This window comes from Corynebacterium sp. UMB6689 (assembly GCF_030215295.1).
Taxonomy (GTDB): Bacteria; Actinomycetota; Actinomycetes; order Mycobacteriales; family Mycobacteriaceae; genus Corynebacterium; species Corynebacterium aurimucosum.
In genome coordinates this window covers 61901-78229 of the sequence record NZ_JASOLS010000013.1, presented here as the reverse complement: position 1 = coordinate 78229, position 16329 = coordinate 61901, and the positions used below count along the sequence as shown (strand labels likewise).

The 16329-nt window shown below is 63.7% G+C and carries 15 protein-coding genes and 1 pseudogene; 3 read left to right on the top strand and 13 right to left on the bottom strand.

The annotated features are described in order from the left end of the window. Positions 1-680 (bottom strand): annotated as a pseudogene (locus QP363_RS08650) (HNH endonuclease); the annotation flags it as partial. A gap of 198 nt (positions 681-878) precedes the next feature. Continuing rightward, positions 879-1961: an alpha/beta hydrolase family protein gene (locus QP363_RS08645; protein WP_284764031.1), complete on the bottom strand. Its 1083-nt coding sequence runs from the start codon at positions 1959-1961 to the stop codon at positions 879-881. 62 nt (positions 1962-2023) lie between these two features. On the opposite strand from QP363_RS08645, the gene QP363_RS08640 reads away from it, so the two are divergent. Continuing rightward, positions 2024-3391, top strand: coding sequence for a M20 family metallopeptidase (locus QP363_RS08640; protein ID WP_284764037.1), 1368 nt, complete (start codon positions 2024-2026; stop codon positions 3389-3391). Here the strand turns inward: QP363_RS08640 and QP363_RS08635 are convergent. Genes QP363_RS08635 through QP363_RS08625 form a run of 3 tightly spaced genes read right to left on the bottom strand, consistent with a single transcriptional unit; the run spans position 3327 to position 5298 of the window. Next, entirely contained in the window at positions 3327-4097 is a 771-nt protein-coding gene (locus QP363_RS08635) for a PrsW family glutamic-type intramembrane protease (RefSeq protein ID WP_284764029.1), read from the bottom strand. The two genes, QP363_RS08640 and QP363_RS08635, sit on opposite strands and share 65 nt — an antisense overlap. Beyond that, positions 4094-4513: a hypothetical protein gene (locus QP363_RS08630; RefSeq protein ID WP_070446708.1), complete on the bottom strand. Its 420-nt coding sequence runs from the start codon at positions 4511-4513 to the stop codon at positions 4094-4096. Before QP363_RS08630 ends, QP363_RS08635 begins: the two co-directional genes overlap by 4 nt. Continuing rightward, positions 4510-5298 carry a PrsW family glutamic-type intramembrane protease gene (locus tag QP363_RS08625; RefSeq protein ID WP_284764027.1) on the bottom strand — a complete coding sequence of 263 codons (789 nt, stop codon included), beginning with the start codon at positions 5296-5298 and terminating at the stop codon, positions 4510-4512. The genes QP363_RS08630 and QP363_RS08625 overlap by 4 nt, the downstream gene beginning before the upstream one ends. Before the next feature lie 88 nt (positions 5299-5386). Here QP363_RS08625 and QP363_RS08620 point away from each other — a divergent pair, with 88 nt between their 5' ends. After that, positions 5387-6556 carry a sensor histidine kinase gene (locus tag QP363_RS08620; protein WP_284764025.1) on the top strand — a complete coding sequence of 390 codons (1170 nt, stop codon included), beginning with the start codon at positions 5387-5389 and terminating at the stop codon, positions 6554-6556. Further along, a complete protein-coding gene (locus tag QP363_RS08615; protein WP_284764023.1) occupies positions 6556-7203 on the top strand; it encodes a response regulator transcription factor in 648 nt (215 codons plus the stop codon). Before QP363_RS08620 ends, QP363_RS08615 begins: the two co-directional genes overlap by 1 nt. On the opposite strand, the gene QP363_RS08610 is transcribed toward QP363_RS08615, so the two are convergent. The 8 genes from QP363_RS08610 to QP363_RS08575 form a co-directional block, all read right to left on the bottom strand. Then, positions 7200-7580 carry a hypothetical protein gene (locus QP363_RS08610; RefSeq protein ID WP_284764021.1) on the bottom strand — a complete coding sequence of 127 codons (381 nt, stop codon included), beginning with the start codon at positions 7578-7580 and terminating at the stop codon, positions 7200-7202. The two genes, QP363_RS08615 and QP363_RS08610, sit on opposite strands and share 4 nt — an antisense overlap. Further along, a complete protein-coding gene (locus QP363_RS08605) occupies positions 7581-9386 on the bottom strand; it encodes a BCCT family transporter (protein WP_284764020.1) in 1806 nt (601 codons plus the stop codon). A 282-nt stretch (positions 9387-9668) separates the two neighbouring features. Further along, positions 9669-11306 carry an FUSC family protein gene (locus QP363_RS08600; RefSeq protein WP_284764019.1) on the bottom strand — a complete coding sequence of 546 codons (1638 nt, stop codon included), beginning with the start codon at positions 11304-11306 and terminating at the stop codon, positions 9669-9671. Beyond that, entirely contained in the window at positions 11278-12498 is a 1221-nt protein-coding gene (locus QP363_RS08595; RefSeq protein WP_284764017.1) for an ABC transporter ATP-binding protein, read from the bottom strand. The genes QP363_RS08600 and QP363_RS08595 overlap by 29 nt, the downstream gene beginning before the upstream one ends. Continuing rightward, on the bottom strand, positions 12482-13240 hold the full coding sequence (locus QP363_RS08590; RefSeq protein WP_284764016.1) for an ABC transporter permease: 759 nt from the start codon (positions 13238-13240) through the stop codon (positions 12482-12484). The genes QP363_RS08595 and QP363_RS08590 overlap by 17 nt, the downstream gene beginning before the upstream one ends. Beyond that, a complete protein-coding gene (locus QP363_RS08585; RefSeq protein WP_284764015.1) occupies positions 13237-14142 on the bottom strand; it encodes an ABC transporter permease in 906 nt (301 codons plus the stop codon). Before QP363_RS08585 ends, QP363_RS08590 begins: the two co-directional genes overlap by 4 nt. Next, positions 14139-15557, bottom strand: a complete 1419-nt coding sequence (locus tag QP363_RS08580; RefSeq protein WP_284764035.1) for an ABC transporter substrate-binding protein — start codon at positions 15555-15557, stop codon at positions 14139-14141. The genes QP363_RS08585 and QP363_RS08580 overlap by 4 nt, the downstream gene beginning before the upstream one ends. Continuing rightward, positions 15557-16282: a GntR family transcriptional regulator gene (locus QP363_RS08575; RefSeq protein ID WP_284764013.1), complete on the bottom strand. Its 726-nt coding sequence runs from the start codon at positions 16280-16282 to the stop codon at positions 15557-15559. Before QP363_RS08575 ends, QP363_RS08580 begins: the two co-directional genes overlap by 1 nt. Between the last annotated feature and the right edge of the window lie 47 nt (positions 16283-16329).

The window sequence follows — 16329 nt, the reverse complement described above, 5'->3', positions numbered from 1 at the left end:
ATTTCGGCAAACTTGTGGGTGAGAAACTCTGCGCCTGTCATGCGCGCGCCGTTAGTCAGGTTGAGCTGGATTTCGTCACCCTCGCCGTTGATGATTTGGTCGAGCTCATTCAGGGTGATGATGACTTGGGTGCGCACCGCGGGTGTGGATCCAGTGCCTTCTTTGAAGAAGATGTCGTTGGCGGCTTGAAGGAGGTCGGTGTTGTTGGTGGATTCTAAGACTGCGCGCATGTTGGCAATCGTGGTGGCGTCATCAGTGATGGAGAGCGTGTTGGGGCCTTGTTCCCGGTAGGTGATGCGTACGCCTGGTTTGGCGGTTCTTTTAGCACGGAGTTCTTTAAGTCGTTGGGCGGCAACATGTGGGATGCGGTGTGCGGGTGTGGCGGCGAGTTTTGCTCGGAGGTTCCAGGCATCCAGGGTCTTTTTCACGCGTGCGGTGTAGGTTTCAATCAGTGTGAGGGCGCCGAGGCTGTGGCGTTGTTGAAGGGCTGCAGCACGGGCTTTGCGTTGTTTGCCGCTAAAGCGGGTGGGGCCGAAGTAAACCTGGTGCAGCTGTGAAAGCTCGGTGGCATCAGAGGCATCCGCGCCGAGCGCGCGGAGCTCATCGGGTGTGCCAGGTATATGTTCCACCAGTGCAATCCCCGAGTTGCGTAGGCGGAGGTAGGTTTCGATATCCCCCATGAGCACAGAGACTAAAACAGGTCTAGCCACCCCGCAACCGGAAGAGCAAATAACCTGCTCACAGACGGGATGAAACACCGACCAAGGGCGGAGAGAGGGTTGGCTAGGGCTGGCTGAACGGTGACTGGGGGGACGGGAGATAGGCCTCAGAAAGGGGAGAGCCTTTCGGGCCGACAGGCTTGGGCGGTGGGGTCGTCGCTAGTACAGCGCCGGTTTAATCGCGTCCCACGCCGGCTGCAATTGCTTGCCAAACATCACCCAGTCGTGCACCCCGGAGTCGAGGTAGTCGGTGGTGTGGGGGAGGGAGGCGTCGTCAAGCGCGGCGGAAAACTCCTCCGTGCACCGCTTTGAGCCGGCCTCCAGCAGGGTGCCGCCGATGCGATCATCGAGGGATTTGTTAGGGTAGGCCGCCATCTCTTCATCCGTCCATGCGCCAGTGGCAGCGGAAAGATAGAGCGTCGTCCCGCGCAGCCCCTCCGGGTTCGCTGCGACATCATTGTGTACCCAGTCCGGCGAGCCGTGCGGACCCCACATGTTCCGCGGGTTGCCGCCCAGGCTCCCCACAGTCAGGTCGACAGTTCCCTGGCCCACCGTGCTCGTCGTGGAATAGCAACCGGAAATTCCCGCCACCGCATCGAAGAACCCCGGGTGGTTGTTGGCCATCATGACCGCGCCGGACGCGCCCATCGACAAGCCGATGAGTCCGCGTTTGTCGTTGTGATGTAGTTCTGCCTCAACCACCGGAGCGAGCTCCTGCGTGACGAAGGTGTTCCATTTGTGGCGGCCCAACTTGGGGTCATCCTCGTTCCAGTCGGTCCACATGGAACCAGCGCCTTGGGAGGGGATGACGATGCTGGCGTCGGAGTCGCCGAAAACGCGCTTCAGATGCCCCTTGGTGATCCAGTTGGAGGTTTCCGGGGAGTCGACACCTTCCAGGAAGTACACCACCGGGCCGCCGCTGCCGAGGACGACGTCGACGGGAATCTCACGTCCCATGGACGGCGAGGCCACGAGCCACTTTTCCCGGCCAGGCTCATCGGTCGGGGCGCGGGAAATCACCGACGCCGTGCTTATCGACGCATCCACCGGGTACGGATACCCTTCCTGTTCCGATGTGAACAAATCGGTGAGAAGGCGCGAGGAGGAACCCATGGCGTTGAGGATGCTGAACGTTGCGTCCACGCCCCAGCGAGAGGATTGCTCATCGCGGCTGGATTCCTGGTAAGCAGGGGCAGAAGACATGAGAAGTGCGCTGCTCAAAAGCGCAGAGAGAAGCTTCATAGACCGTTACTTTAATACAGTTTCCGGTATGCTCGGCGCACATGCTCGGAAAGGATGACACCATGAAGATGGCCCCGCGCCACCGTCAGCAACTGCCACCGCTTCCGATGGTTTCGGCCAAGCTGGGGGAGCGTTTGGCCAGCCAAGTGTTCGTGGAGGAAGGCTGGGAGCTGCTTCCGGAGTTGCAGGCGTTCCGTCGCGATATGCATCAGAACCCGGAGGTGGGGCTGCACCTGCCGCGGACGCAGGAGAAGGTGCTCGAAGCTCTTAAAGGCTTGCCGCTGGAGATTCAACTGGGACGCGATCTCAGCTCGGTCGTCGCGGTGCTGCGCGGGGGGAAGCGCGGCGAGCGTCCCGTCTCGGTGCTGCTGCGCGCGGACATGGATGGTCTTCCGGTGCGCGAGCAGACGGGCAGCCCTTTCGCTTCGACGAATAACAACATGCACGCCTGCGGCCACGACCTGCACACGGCCGGGCTGATCGGCGCGGTCAAGATGCTCTGCCGCCACCGCGAGGAGCTGTTGGGCGATGTCATCTTCATGTTCCAGCCGGGCGAGGAAGGCCCGGGTGGTGCGCAGCCGATGATTGATGAGGGCGTGCTCGACGCTGCTGGCCGCCGCCCCATCGCCGCCTACGGTTTGCACGTCGGCCCGCAGGATCGGGGCACCTTCCACCACATCGCCGGCCCGATGATGGCCTCGTCGTCCAACCTAGGGATTACCGTCTACGGCAAAGGTGGGCATGGCTCGCGCCCACATGATGCTATCGATCCCGTTGCGGCCCTTGCGGAGATCCAGGTGGCGCTGCAGGTGGCGCTGACCCGGCGCTTCGACGCGAACTCGCCGATTGTCATCACGGTGACCAACTTGCGCGCGGGCGACGGCGCGGTCAACGTCATCCCGGACAAGGCGGAGCTGGGCGCGACGGTGCGCGTGCTTCGCGACGAACACATCGATGCCGTCCGCCAAATGATCATCGAGGTCTCAAGCTCCGTGGCGGCCTCGCATCGTTGTACCGCGAAGGTGGACTTTGAGGTCCTGTATTCGGCGACGAAGACCTCACCGCGCGAGGATCAATTCGCGGCATCGCTGTGGGCCGGGATGTTTGGGGCGGAAAACGTGCTCACCATGGACACCCCGATGATGGCCTCGGAGGACTTCGGCGCGGTGTTATCCCAGGTTCCGGGCACCTTCATGTGGTTCGGTACGGGAGATCCGCACACCCCGGAGCACATGCGCGAGTGGAACCACTCACCGCTGGTGCGCTTCGATGATTCGGTCCTGGGAGACCAAGCCGCAGCCCTGGCGGCGGTGGCTTTTGAGCGCCTCGCCGCCGAGGACGCTCATCCCTCCCCGGCGACGAAGGCTATGCGCGCACCGGTGCAGGGGACAGGGCTGGATGCACAGCCGCCTTCTTCCGCAGCGCAATAACGCCCCAGATGGTGGCTATCCACACGGCTAGCACGACGACCATGCCGGCGAGGAGGGGCCAGATGGCGTCGTCGAACGCGGTGCTTAGCGACGGGAAGAGGTTGTTCGTCACGTGCACCGCGATGGCGGCAATGAGCCAGCGCACCGGCTGCTTCTGGGACAGACCGTAGGCGCTAAGCCCGGTGAATAGCGAGTGGGAGAGCGGGTTGGACACCAGGCGGATGACCACCGCCCCGATTGCGCCGGCGGTATCCGAATCGAGGTTATCCGCCGTCATGCGCGCGAAGGCGGTTGCGTCCTCACCCACAGTGAAACCGATGCCCACGGCCACGCCCACGAAGACATAGTCGAGCCAGCTTCGGGGCCGGATGATGCAGGTGCAGATCAACAGCACGCCGAGGAACTTGAGCGCTTCTTCGTTGAGCGGCGCATATCCCGCAGCGCCCAGCCAGTCCAGGCCCGCGCGGGCAAGGAGGTGGGTCATGTTCGTATTGAGCTCCACGGCGAGCCCGGAGACCGCGAAGCCCCACACCACGCCGTGCGCAATTCCTGGGCGGCGGCGCAGGAGGAACAGCGTGAGGGAGACGAGTACGGCGGCGAAGACCACAGCAGTCAGCGCGCTGGCGGGTAGGAAGGGTTCGCGGGTGCAGTGGAAGGCGGACACGGCCAGCGCGCCGAGGGTCAGCAGAAAGTACAGGTACTTCATGCGTCCTCCTGTACCCGGTCGGCGAAGTCACGTTCCTTCGGTCCGTAGATGTGGAGGAAGGAAATGGTGTTCTCGTCGGGGTGGGCCAGCGTGATTCCATTCTCGTCGGACACGCGGTAGAGATCCGGTGCCTGGGTGGTGATGGGGGCGTCGGTGAGCGCGCGCGTCCCGTTGAAGGAGCGGTGCTGGCGCGGCAGGTACGTCTCTACCGGGTGCGAGGAGCTTCTTTCTTCGGCGATGATGGTCGCACCCCCGCAGTTCCAGGTCTGCGAGGAGGCGTACGGATCCTCCGGGCATTCTAGCCCTGGGATACCGCGCACGGCGGTGGTCACGGGAGTGGGGTCGGGGAGGAGGGCGTCGGCAAGCGGTACTGCGGCGAGAACGCCGAGGCAGGAATAAATCAGTGTGTTTTTCATGATTTCGACCCTACGAGCTGCGATTTTGCTCCGGTATCCTCCGCAGGGAGGATTTTCCGGATCTTGACAATGCTGACAATCGTGGCGCCCCACAGAGAAATGAGAATGATGAGGGCGGCAAAGACGGGCCACAGGGCGTTCTCAAGGGCGATAGTGACAGACGGGCCAAAGTTGGCAGCGAAGTGCACCGCCATGGCAAGGAGCAACCATCGCACCGGCTGCTTGCGGGCGAGGCCATAGGCGGCAATTCCGGTAAAGAAAGAATGCATGAGAGGGTTCGCGATGAAGCGGACAAGGACCGCCATCAAGGTGCCCTTGATATCGGAATCCAGGTTCTCCAGCGTCAAGTTGACGTAGTAGACGACATTCTCGCCCACACTAAAGCCCATGCCTACCGCCACCCCGACGAAGACGTAGTCCGCCCAATGACGGGGCCGGATGATGCACGAGCAGATGAAGAGGACGCCGAGGAATTTGAGTAGTTCTTCGGGGAGCGGGGCGATACCGGCCTCGACCAGCCACTCCGGGAAGAAGCGGATGAGGAGGTCGTTCATCCATTTGTTGAGCGAAGCTGCGACCCTGGTGACCGCGATGCCCCACACCACGCCATGCGCAATGCCCGGGTACTTGCGCAGAATCAGCAGCGTGAGACCAATTGCCACGGTCGCGTACAACACTGCGGCGAGCGCACTTGTAGTGACGAAAGCACCTTGGGAGAAACCATAAGCAGCGCTCACGAGCCCGGCGGCGGTGAGCAGTTCATATAAAGTCTGTGTTCTTCTCATGCGGTTTAGGCTATGAACCGTGCCCGGGGTGCCGGTATCCTCCGCAGGGAGGATTTTCCGGAACGCAGGGAGAACTATCGTGGCAACAATGACAAGCAAGACGCGACCACTGTGGATCACGGTGCTGCTCATTCTGCTCTGCGTGGTGGCGGATATGGCGGCATGGATCCCCCATATCGAAAACTTCGAGGGGACGGATCAGGAAGCCCTTGTTATGGGCTTGATGGGTCTATTTAGCTTCGCCACCTGGATTCTGCTGCCCTTCGCCCTGCACCACTCGCGGCGGGAGCGCAACATCCACGAGGAGTACCCCGGCCACCCGGTGGTGCTGGTTGCGGCTCTGTTCGTCCTGGTACTGGGCGGGTTTCGCCCACTGTCGCTGTCAGTGCTGGTGGTGTTGATTTCAATCATCTCGCGCGGCCGACTGCGGTGGTCCCTGGCGGGGACGGCGGTGTTCGTGGCCTCGTGTGTGACCGTTATCTCTGTGCCTTACATTCGGATGAACATCTTCGCGACCTTTGGTTACGTGTTCTATGGAAGCCTCTTTCTTATCGTCGCCTGGATTACGGGCTCGGTGCGCGCGCAGCGCCGCCAGCGCGAGGTCACGCTGGTCAGCTTGGCGGAGCTCAACGAGGACCAGCTGCGCTCGCGCGAGGAGCGCGCCCGCCTGGAGGAACGCAACCGCATTGCCCGCGATATCCACGATTCCCTCTCACACAGGCTTAGCCTCATCTCCGTCTACGCGGGTGGCCTGAGCTACCGCAAGGACGCCGACCCGGAGCGCGTCGCCGAGGCGGCAGAGACCATCCAGTCCGAGGCGAAGGCCGCCGTGGAGGACCTGCGCGGGGTGATCAAGGCGCTGCGCGTGGATGACCGGGTGGATCCGCGCGCGAGCATCGAGGAGCACATCGGGCGCGCTCGCGCGGCGGGGACGAAGGTGCGCTATAAGAAGGGGGACGTCGATAAGCTGAGCACACTAGCCGCCCACACGCTGGGCCGCGCCGTGCAGGAGGGGCTGACCAACGCGCGCAAGTACGCGCCGGGGAAGAAGGTGACGCTCACCGTGGAGAACGAGGAGGATAAGGTGCGGGTGACCATGCAGAACAAGAAAGTAGCGGAGCAGCCAGAGTCCGGCGGCGGCAACGGCTTGTTGGGTCTGGAGGAACGCGCTCGGCTGGCGGGAGGCACCTTCACAGTGCTTGACGACGCCTCCACCTTCACCTGGGTCCTCGAGCTACCGGAGGAGGCACACGCGTAATGATTTCAGTGGTGTTAGTCGATGACGAGCAGGCACTGCGGCGCGGCATCCGTTTCATCCTGGAAGGCGCTGCGGACATTGAGGTCGTGGCCGAGGCCAGTAACGGGCGCGACGGCGTGGCCCGCGTGCTGGATCTGCAACCGGATGTTGTCCTCATGGATATCCGCATGCCCGTGATGGACGGCATCGAGGCGGCCGGGCAGCTGCGCGCGAGCGCGCCAGACATTCCGGTGGTCATGCTCACCGCTTTTGATACGGATGAGTTCATCGTGGATGCGCTACACGCCGGCGCGATGGGGTTCTTGCTCAAGACCATCGAGCCGGAGGGCCTGGTCTCTGCGGTTCGGGCCGCTGCCACGGGGCAGCAGCTGCTGAGCCCGCAGGCTCTGAAGAACCTTCTGGCGCTCAAGCGTCCTGCGCCGGAGCCGGCAGAGGTGGAGGTGGTTGAGCCCTGCCCGCTAGAGGGCTTAAGCCAGCGCGAAAACGAGGTGGCGGAGCTGGTGGCCCAGGGCCTAGACAACCAAGAGATTGCCGGACAGCTCTACGTCTCCGTGACCACGGTGAAAACCCACATCAAGCACATCTTGGACAAACTGGGCGGTACCAATCGGGTGCACATTGCGATCGCGGTGTTGGAGTCGCGTTAGCGCCGGAAGAAAAACGCGGAGATCAGGCCGATTAACGCGATGCCGACCACGATGATGGATGCTACGGGCCAGTATTGGGGGTAGTACTTGAGCGTATAGCCGAAGACCTGGCCGTCGTCGAACTGGCGGGCAAGCGCGATGGGCATCCACCACAGCTTCGTGAGAGTCAGCACTGCGCCGAGGAGGCCGGTGATAAAGCGGCGGGTACCGCGCAGAAAGAAGCTCGCGGCCACGAGGAGCATGCCGCCGATGCTGAGTGCGAAAAGAACGGGAGTTGTCGCGGTGAGCGGGGAGCCGTTGATGAGAAACTCGTGGTCGATTTCATGCTGCTCGATGAGGGTGTAGCCGTCGAGGACGACGTTTTCAGGCAACCCCATTTATTTCTCCTTCTGCTCGGCGTCTGGCTCGTAGCCATCGGCCCAGGTATCGGTGCCGAAGTCGTAGTCTACATTCTCGCCCTTTTCATCGGTGCGCTGGTACCAGTCCGTATAGCGGTGCGCTGAGGAGTCGAAGTCGGAGCCGGCACCGCGGCCTTCGTCTGCATGCTCGACGGTGAGCTCGAAGTCATCGCCGTGCTCCTCGATGCCGCGCACGACGGCGTTTTCCACCGCGGCACGCGCGTAGGCGCGGCGGATGAACATCGGGTCGGAGCGCAGGTCCTTGATGAAGGCCACCATCATGACGAGCAGCACGATGCAGAAGGGCAGGGCAGACAGGATGGTCAGGTTCTGCAGGCCGGTGAGTACGTCTTCGCCGCCGGTCAGCAGCATGACTACGGCAATGCCCATCATGCACAGGCCCCAGAAAATGACGATGAACTTGTTGGGGGCAGGGTTTCCCTTGGAGGACATGGTTCCCATGATGACCGAAGCGGAATCGGCGGAGGTGATGAAGAAGACCGCCAGCACCAGGATCAAAATGAAGGGCGTGATGCTGCTCAGCGGCAGGTTGTCGAACATGGCGAAAAGAACCTGCTCGCCGGAGGCGGAGCCATCAAAGTTGGGCAGGTTCTCGCGCTTAAAGGTGATGGCCGTGCCACCGAAGATGGTGAAGGCCAAAATGAGGATGAGGGAGGGAGCGAAGACCGTCACTGCCGTGAATTCGCGTAGCGTGCGGCCGCGGGAGATACGGGCCACGAACATGCCGACGAACGGCGTCCAGGCAATCCACCATGCCCAGTAGAAGGCGGTCCAGTAAGACTGGAACTCGATGGTCTCATCTCCCCAGGACAGGCCTTTGGCCATCATCGGCAAAAGCTGGTCGATGTAGGTCACGATGCCGGAGGGCACGAGGTTGAGCAGGAGCAAGGTCGGACCGGTGAAGAAGACAAAGATGACCAAGCCGAGTGTCACCGTGATGTTGAAATTGGAGAGATAGCGCACGCCGCGGGAGACACCCGAGACCGCCGAGATGATGAAGCCGCAGCCAAGGACCGCAATGATCACGATGAGCACGGAGTTGGTCAGCGGGCCGGCGCCGCGGATGATGGAGACGCCTTGGCCGATTTGGATGGCGGAAAGCCCCAGCGTGGCGGCGGTTCCGAAGAGCGTGGCGACGAGGGCGAGGACGTCGATAAGCTTGCCCAACGGTCCGTCGGTATCGCGGGAGCCGAACAGCGGCTTGAAAATGGAGGACACCAGAGGCACGCGCCCGCGGCGGTAGGAGGAATAGGCGATGGCTCCGCCGACCAGGGCGTACGCCGCCCAGGGCGAGATTCCCCAGTGGTAGTGCGCCTGGGCCATGGCCTGGTGCAGGGCCTCGACGCTGTTGCCGTCGACTGTGTGGGGCGGCGGGGTGAGGTAGTGCGACAGCGGCTCCGAGGGGCCGTAGAAGAAGATGCCGACGCCGATGCCGGCGCCAAACATCATGGCAACCCAGCTGAACCAACCGAACTCGGGCTCTTCGTCATCAGTACCGAGCTTGATGCGGCCTAGGCGGGAGCAGCCGATGTAGAGCATGGTGGCTACGGCCATCATCATGGTGATGTTGAGCAGCCAGCCGGCGTTGGTGATGGCCCAGGAAAAGGCGGTGGAGGATGCGGCCGAGACGGATTCTGGTGAGCTAATTCCCCACACGATGAAGGCTACGATGAAAGTAGCGGTGCTGAAAAAAGGGACCTTGTCAAGGGCGAAAGCGTTGCGTTGATCCTCCACACCGATACCCGGAACCAAGCCGGGGTGCATGTCGTGAGGATAGATGCCAACGGGTGGACCTGTAGATTTTCGAGTGTTCACCCTCACCATTATCGCAGGTGCGCACAATGACAGTGGTGTGAGCTAGGATGAAGGCACTTATTTCTGCGTCGATTGGAATGCCATGTCGCTGCCTAATTTTGATGAGAATGTCCGTGAGCTGGAGGAAGCCTTCGCTTGCTTCGAGCGCGTGGAGGAACACGTACTCGACCCGAACCTGTTGCTATCGGTGAAATAATTCGCGGGCAACCGGGGGTTGCCCGTGCTAGGAGGTTAGGACCGCATTTCCGCTGCGGTGATTTTCGCGATGAGCGTGTCCAGCTCCGCGCGGCTGGGCTGCGACAGCGGATTGACCACGCAGAAATCTAAGAGGAAGTATCCGGCCGGTTGCAAGGCGGTGTGGCGCTCCCAGAACTCGCTGATATCGGAGTGATTGGTCGCCAGCGACTGGATGCTGCGCCGTTCCGAAAGCAACTCGTAGTGCAGGTCGCGCCGCTGTGCCAGCGCTTCCTCGGGGGTCTTGATGAGTAGTGCGCCGAGCAGGGCGGCCATCGCCTCGAAACAGCGCGTTTGCAGGCGGTAGTGGTTGGTCAGCTGGGCGCGCGGCTTCCACAGCCACAAGAAGAGCATCGCCACGACCACGGAGAGCCCAATCTCCGCCATACGCGAGCCGATGGTGTGGGCCATGTGCTCCGAAGAATTGCCCATCAGCAGTGCCAGGGGAGTGGAGAAGATGACGCATAGCGCGTAGTTCTTCACCACCAGAATCTCCGCGCAGAACTGGCAGAAGGCCAACGCGAGCACCAACCCCCAGCCGTGCGGGCTGAAAGAGGCAATGAGCGCAAAGACACACACGCCTAAGACGGAGCCCAGCATACGTTGCACACCGCGAATCGTTCCCGGAACCCGGTCCGGCCCCCACTGCAAGAGCAGGAGCACCGAGACCGCGCCCCAGTCCGGCCGGTTGAGCCCCAGCGCCATGCCAATGAACGCGGTGGCCAGGCCACCAAGCGCGATCTTCTCAGCCGTCACCACCGCGTGGGAATTGCCCACCGCGGCGCGGTAGAAGCGGTAGCGCATCGTCGGCTTGGTGTGCGGGATGCTGGTGCGGTCCGGGTCCACGTAGGTAGGGGAATCAGAGAGCTCATCCGAGTTGCCGCCCACCTGCTTGTGGTGCGCCACGATGCGCTGCTGGGCCGCCAGCGCGCGGTGCACCAGCTCTGCCTGGGCGGGGTGGCGGATGCGGCCGCCGCGGATGACGCCGGCGTCGGCAAGCGCTTGCCAGGCGGTGGAGATGGCGGACTGCGCCTGGTGGTGGCGAGCCAGGAAATCGCTATCGGAGTTCACGAAGGCATCGGCGGCCTTCTCCAGCGCGGCCACCGCGCGGGTCTCCGGACCGTGCGGATCCCGGAAACGCGGCAGCATGCCCAGCACGTAGCTGGCCAACACGCCGGCCAGGCTCCACGCGGCCACCTCCCACGGCGAGACCCCACGCAGCATCGTGGAACCACCGGCCACCATCACGATGAAGAAGGAACCCGGCGGCGGCAGCCGCAGCGCATTCTGCACGAACGCGCCGATGGTTGCTAGGACCACCGTAAACACCGCGGACAGCGCCAGCCCATGCACGCCGACGAGGGAACCGGCCGTGGCCGCCAGCGTGAGCAGTCCGCCAGCGGTGAGGATCACGCGGCGTCGCGTGCGGTAGGGGTGTCCCTCGCCGTAGATGACGGAGAAGGCGCCGGCGGAAATGAGCAGCACCGCATCCGGGTGGCCCGTCGCTACAGCGATCCCGCCGGGGATAATGATCGCCAACGCCGCGCGCAGGGCACCGGGCCAGCGGCGCGCGGAGGTGTTAAAGGCGGTAAAGAGCTGAAGTGCATTAGGACGTTGCGGCAGTGGGTGTTCCATATCGGGAGAACACCTTACTCGTTTCGCCGCGATCCACGAGCCGGCCGTCCTGCAGGACCGCCACTGTGGGGCATAAGTGGCGCACGACATCGATGTCGTGGGAGACGAAAACCAGCGTCATGTCCTTCGTTACGCGCTGTAGAAGCTCGAGGACCTGGGCCCGCGAGGTGGCGTCCAACGCTGAGACGGCCTCGTCCGCCAGCAGAATCTCCGGCTTGCCCACCACGGCGCGCGCCAGCGAAATGCGTTGGCGCTGCCCGCCGGAGAAGTCCCGGGGATAGCGCTCGAAGCCCTCGATGCCGACCTCCCGCAGCACCGCCTCGGCTTCTTCGCGCGTCCCGCCGCCCTCGGCCACGATCTTCCAGATAGGCATGCGCGGGTTGAGCGAGCCCTTAGGGTCTTGGAAGACCATGTGCACACGCTTCTTCACCGCCACCGTCCCCGAGGTCGGCTCCGCTAGCCCCGTGAGCAGCTTGAGCAGCGTGGATTTGCCGGAGCCGGAACCGCCGACGATGCCGAGGCGCTCGCCCTCGCGGACGGCGAGGGAGACGTCGTCCAGCGCGGTCACCCCGCGGTAGGTCTTGGTCACGTTCTTGAGCTCGATGACGGGCTCGCCCAGGGTGGGCATGGGCGGCGGGGTGAGGTCGGGAGCGGTGAGCTCACCGATGCGCACGACGCGGTCGCACACGCGCTTGACGACGTCCCGGTCATGGCTAATGAACAGCAGCGCTGTGTCTTCGCTGTCCGCGGCATCCACGATGGTGGAGAGGATTTCCTCCTGGGTGAAGGGATCCAGGGCGGTGGTTGGCTCATCGCAGATGAGGAGCTTGGGATGGCGGGCCATGGCCATCTCGATGAGCGCGCGCTGGCGTTGCCCGCCGGAGAGCTGGTGCGGGAAGCGGTTGAAGCCGGGGACCTTCATCAACGGGTCGAGCGCGGTCATGGGCTCTTGGAAGACCATGGCCAGCGGCAGCTTGCGCAGGTCACGGTCGCGCATGCTCAGCAACTCCTGGCCGTTGAAACGGATGGATCCGGTGGCCTGCAGGTGATCGGGCAAAAGCCCCATGATGGCTAGGGCGGTGAGGGACTTGCCGCTGCCGGAATCGCCGATGAGACCGACGCGTTCGCCGGGTGCGATGGAAAAGGAGATGGGGCCGACAGGGCCCACGCGCAGATCAGTGACGGTCAGCATGGCTTCCTAGCAGGTTGAATCCGAGGACGGTGCCGGCGATGGCTAGCCCTGGCCACAGCGCCTGGAGGGGGTGGGTGGCCAGGAGGGGCTGGGCGTCGTGCAGCATGCGTCCCCACGAGGCGGTCGGCGGGGCGGTGCCCAGGCCGAGGTAGGACAGGCCAGCCTCGGCGAGGACGGCCAGCGCAAAGTAGACGGAGGCCTGGATAGCCACGATGCCGCCGAGGTTGGGTAGGACGTGGCGCCACGCGATGAGCGCCGGCGGCACGCGTGAGATGCGGGCGGCCGCGATATAGTCCTGCGTCATAATCTGCAGCGTGCCGGAGCGCGTGACCCGGATGAAGGAAGGGATGCCGGCGATGCCGATGGCGATGGTCGCCGTGAGCGTCGACGAGCCCCACACCGCGCCGGCGACGATGGCCAGCAGCAGCGCCGGGAAGGCGAGTAGCAGGTCGGTGGCCGCCATGATGAAGCCACCACCGCGCATCCCGGCGATGATGCCGAGTGGCACCCCGATGAGCGCAGCGATGGCCACCGCTACCACTCCCACCAGCACGGTGATCTGGCCGCCGGCGAGGATGCGGGAGAAGGTATCGCGCCCGAAGCGGTCGGTGCCCATGAGGTGTTCCAGGCTGGGGCCGGCCAGGCGGTCGGGGGAGATGAGGTTCGGGTCATAGGGCGTCCACACTAGGGAGACCAGGGCGAGCAGAATGGTCAGCCCCACCAGAATATAACCGGGTTTCATCTAGCCTCCTTCAGCCGCGGGTCGATGACCCGGTAGGCCAGGTCCGTGAGCAGGTTGACGGTCAGCGTGAAGGTAACGAAGACCATGATGAGGGTCTGGACGGTGGTGAGGTCGCGGGTGGAGACGGCGTCGAGAAGCATCGAGCCGAGACCTGGGATAACGAAGACGTTCTCGATGACCACCGCGCCCACCACCAGGGTGCTCAGCTGCACGCCGGTGACGGTGAGTACGGGCAGGGCGGCGTTGCGCAGGCCGTGGCGGATGAGTGCCTCGGTGCGGGACTCGCCGAGCGAGCGGGCGGTGCGGATGTAGTCCTTGTCCATCTCCTCGCGGAGGGTAGCGCGCACGTAACGGGTGAGCATCGCGCCCTGCACCAGTGCCAGCGAGATAACCGGCAGGATCAGGTGGCTCAAACCTTCGCGCGGTAGCTGCCAGCCGTTGGCCGGCAGCCAGCCCAGGTGCACGGAGAACACGGCGACCAGCAGGATACCGACCAGGAAGCTGGGCACCGCGATGCCCAGCTGCGTGGCCGCATTGAGCACAGGGAGGCGAAAGCGGGCGAGCAGGATGCCCATGGGAATAGCCCCGGCTAGGGCGAGGACAATGGCCAGCCCGATGAGCAACAGCGTAACCTGCGCGCGGTCAATCACCAGCGGAGTGATGTCCTGCTGCGAGGACAGGGAGATGCCGAAGTTGCCGGTCAACAGCCCTTTCATCCACTCTAGGTATTGGACGAGAAGCGGGCGGTCCAAGCCCATGGAGTGCGTTAGCTTTTCCACGGCCTCATCGGTAGCGTTGACGCCCAAGGCCACGCGCGCCGGGTTGCCGGGCACGGCCCGCATGAGCAGGAAAATGATGATGGAGGCAGCCCACATGGTGCCGAGGAAGCGCAGTATTCTCATCGCACGCCTCGCAACTCAATGGCATCGGTGATTTGGTTCGGCTGCAGGCCGGTCAGGCCCTCGCGGTAGAGCACGATATTGGGCATATTCATCAGCGTCAGAGCGGGCATGTCCTCCATGATCTGGTCTACGGCCCCTGTCATGTCATCCTGCTCCAACAGCGTGCGGGCCTGCGGCGAATCATAGCCGAGGTAATAGTCCGGGTTGCCAAAGATGGTGGGGATATCGCGCGGCTCGACGTGCGCGACGAGCGACATCTGATAATCCTTAGCTCCCATGACTTGGCTCAACCACACGGCGGGGAACTCTGCGGTTTCCAGCGTGACCTCAAAGCCCATCTCCTCCAGTTGGGAGTAGAGGAACTCGGAGAGTGTTTGCGCATAGGGCAGGCTTGGCACCGTGAGTGTGAGCGGAGTGCCCACCGCGCCGGCCTCCTCCATCAGCGCGCGGGCGCGCGCCGGTTCAAAGGGGTAGTAGTCCTTCCCGCTAAACCAGGGATCAGTCGGCGGGACGGGTGCGCCACCGGTATCCTGTGCGCGGCCTTCCCAGAGGATCTCGTTGGCGGCCCGGCGGTCGATGCCATAGGCCACGGCGCGGCGCACGCGGGGGTCGTCGAAAGGTGCTGCTTGGTTATTCATGGACAGCAACACCTCGCCGTTCGTGGTGCCCACGGCGGTCTCGATGGAGTCATCGAGCGTGTCGAGCAGCTCCGGGTTCTGCACGCCCCACACCGCATCAACCCCGCCGGAGCGCAGGGCGTTGACCGCGGTCAGCGAATCCGGGAAGTAGCGGATGGTGATGTCTTCTTCCGCTGGGGTGCCCCAGTAGTCTGGGCGGGCGCGCAGCGCGATGTATTCGTTGGGGGAGAAGCCCGCGACGGCAAAGGGGCCGGTGCCCACCGCTTCGGTGGGAGTGCGCATAGCACCGATGGCGGTGCCCATGGACCATAACCACCCGGCGGAGGGCCGTTTAAGGGTGACGAGGAGCGTGTGATCGTCGACAGCCGTGGCGGATTCCACCACGTCCATCTGGGCGCTAATGCCGTTCGTCCACTCCGTCTTCACCGCGTTGATGGACCACGCGGCGGTGTGCGCGGTGAAAGCCTCGCCGTTGGAGAAGGAAGCCTCACGCAGGTGGAAGGTGTAGCGCGTGGACTCGACCTCCCAGGATTCGGCGAGCCCGGGGACAATCTCTCCTTCCGGGGAGATGCGCACCAGGGTTTCGTAGACGTTGCTCATGAGTGCTGCCGGGATGGCGGCTCCGCCGACGGTGGTGAAATCCAGGGAGGTCGCCGGCGTCGTGGTGGCCAGCGTCAGCGCAGAGGAGTCAGAATCAACCACTGCCGTGGAGCCGGCAGAACACGCGCTTAACGACGCCCCCACGACCAGCCCCAGCGCACCAATCCAGGCTCTCATCATCCTTCCGACAACTTGACCTCGAGCGGGGAGGTACTTCCGCGCACGCTCGTCATGCCCAGCGTCAGGCGGTCCCCGAGGTACAGGATTTCGGTGCACTCGACGGGATGACCAGAGTGATCTGAGATGTCCAAGTGCAGGCGCCACAGCGGGGTGCCGGGCTCGACATTAAGGGAGCGCGCATCCTCCTCGCTGGCGGACGCGAGGGAGAGCTCGCGATTGACGTTGTCGAAGTCTACGCCCTGCTTACGTAGGTGATCGTGGATGGACTCGTTGTCGGCATCGAAGTTGAGGATGTGGCTGCCCACGTCCAGTGGGAAGAACATGCGCTCGATGGCGATGGGCATGCCGTTGGCGCTGCGCACTCGGTGCACAAAGATTACGGGGGAACCTGTCTCTACCCGCAAGAACTCGGCTTCCTGCTCGGAAGCAGGGCAGCGCCCCAGCCACAAGGTGGACGCGCCGGGCTCGAAGCCGCGCTCGCGCAGCCAGTGCGTCACGGAATAAATGGAGTCGAAGGACTCCGAGGTAAAACGGCCGAGGACGACAGAGCGGCGGCCGCGGCCGGAGGAGATGAGGCCTTCCGAGCGCAGTGCCGCGACGGCTTGGCGCACGGGGCCGCGGGAGGAGGAGAATTGCTCGCAGAGCTCGGCCTCGCTGGGCAGGAAATCACCAGGAGAAAGCTTCTTGCTGCGAATGAGGGTGCGCAGGTAATCAGCGATCATGCTGTGTTGCTGTATACGGCGAAGGGCCACCGAAATTCTCCTCTATG

Bases quoted from the DNA above. Each gene is read 5' to 3' on its own strand.
- QP363_RS08645 (WP_284764031.1), bottom strand. From the start codon at position 1,961: ATGAAGCTTCTCTCTGCGCTTTTGAGCAGCGCACTTCTCATGTCTTCT.
- QP363_RS08640 (WP_284764037.1), top strand. From the start codon at position 2,024: ATGAAGATGGCCCCGCGCCACCGTCAGCAACTGCCACCGCTTCCGATG.
- QP363_RS08635 (WP_284764029.1), bottom strand. From the start codon at position 4,097: ATGAAGTACCTGTACTTTCTGCTGACCCTCGGCGCGCTGGCCGTGTCC.
- QP363_RS08630 (WP_070446708.1), bottom strand. From the start codon at position 4,513: ATGAAAAACACACTGATTTATTCCTGCCTCGGCGTTCTCGCCGCAGTA.
- QP363_RS08625 (WP_284764027.1), bottom strand. From the start codon at position 5,298: ATGAGAAGAACACAGACTTTATATGAACTGCTCACCGCCGCCGGGCTC.
- QP363_RS08620 (WP_284764025.1), top strand. From the start codon at position 5,387: ATGACAAGCAAGACGCGACCACTGTGGATCACGGTGCTGCTCATTCTG.
- QP363_RS08615 (WP_284764023.1), top strand. From the start codon at position 6,556: ATGATTTCAGTGGTGTTAGTCGATGACGAGCAGGCACTGCGGCGCGGC.
- QP363_RS08610 (WP_284764021.1), bottom strand. From the start codon at position 7,580: ATGGGGTTGCCTGAAAACGTCGTCCTCGACGGCTACACCCTCATCGAG.
- QP363_RS08605 (WP_284764020.1), bottom strand. From the start codon at position 9,386: ATGCACCCCGGCTTGGTTCCGGGTATCGGTGTGGAGGATCAACGCAAC.
- QP363_RS08600 (WP_284764019.1), bottom strand. From the start codon at position 11,306: ATGGAACACCCACTGCCGCAACGTCCTAATGCACTTCAGCTCTTTACC.
- QP363_RS08595 (WP_284764017.1), bottom strand. From the start codon at position 12,498: ATGCTGACCGTCACTGATCTGCGCGTGGGCCCTGTCGGCCCCATCTCC.
- QP363_RS08590 (WP_284764016.1), bottom strand. From the start codon at position 13,240: ATGAAACCCGGTTATATTCTGGTGGGGCTGACCATTCTGCTCGCCCTG.
- QP363_RS08585 (WP_284764015.1), bottom strand. From the start codon at position 14,142: ATGAGAATACTGCGCTTCCTCGGCACCATGTGGGCTGCCTCCATCATC.
- QP363_RS08580 (WP_284764035.1), bottom strand. From the start codon at position 15,557: ATGAGAGCCTGGATTGGTGCGCTGGGGCTGGTCGTGGGGGCGTCGTTA.
- QP363_RS08575 (WP_284764013.1), bottom strand. From the start codon at position 16,282: ATGATCGCTGATTACCTGCGCACCCTCATTCGCAGCAAGAAGCTTTCT.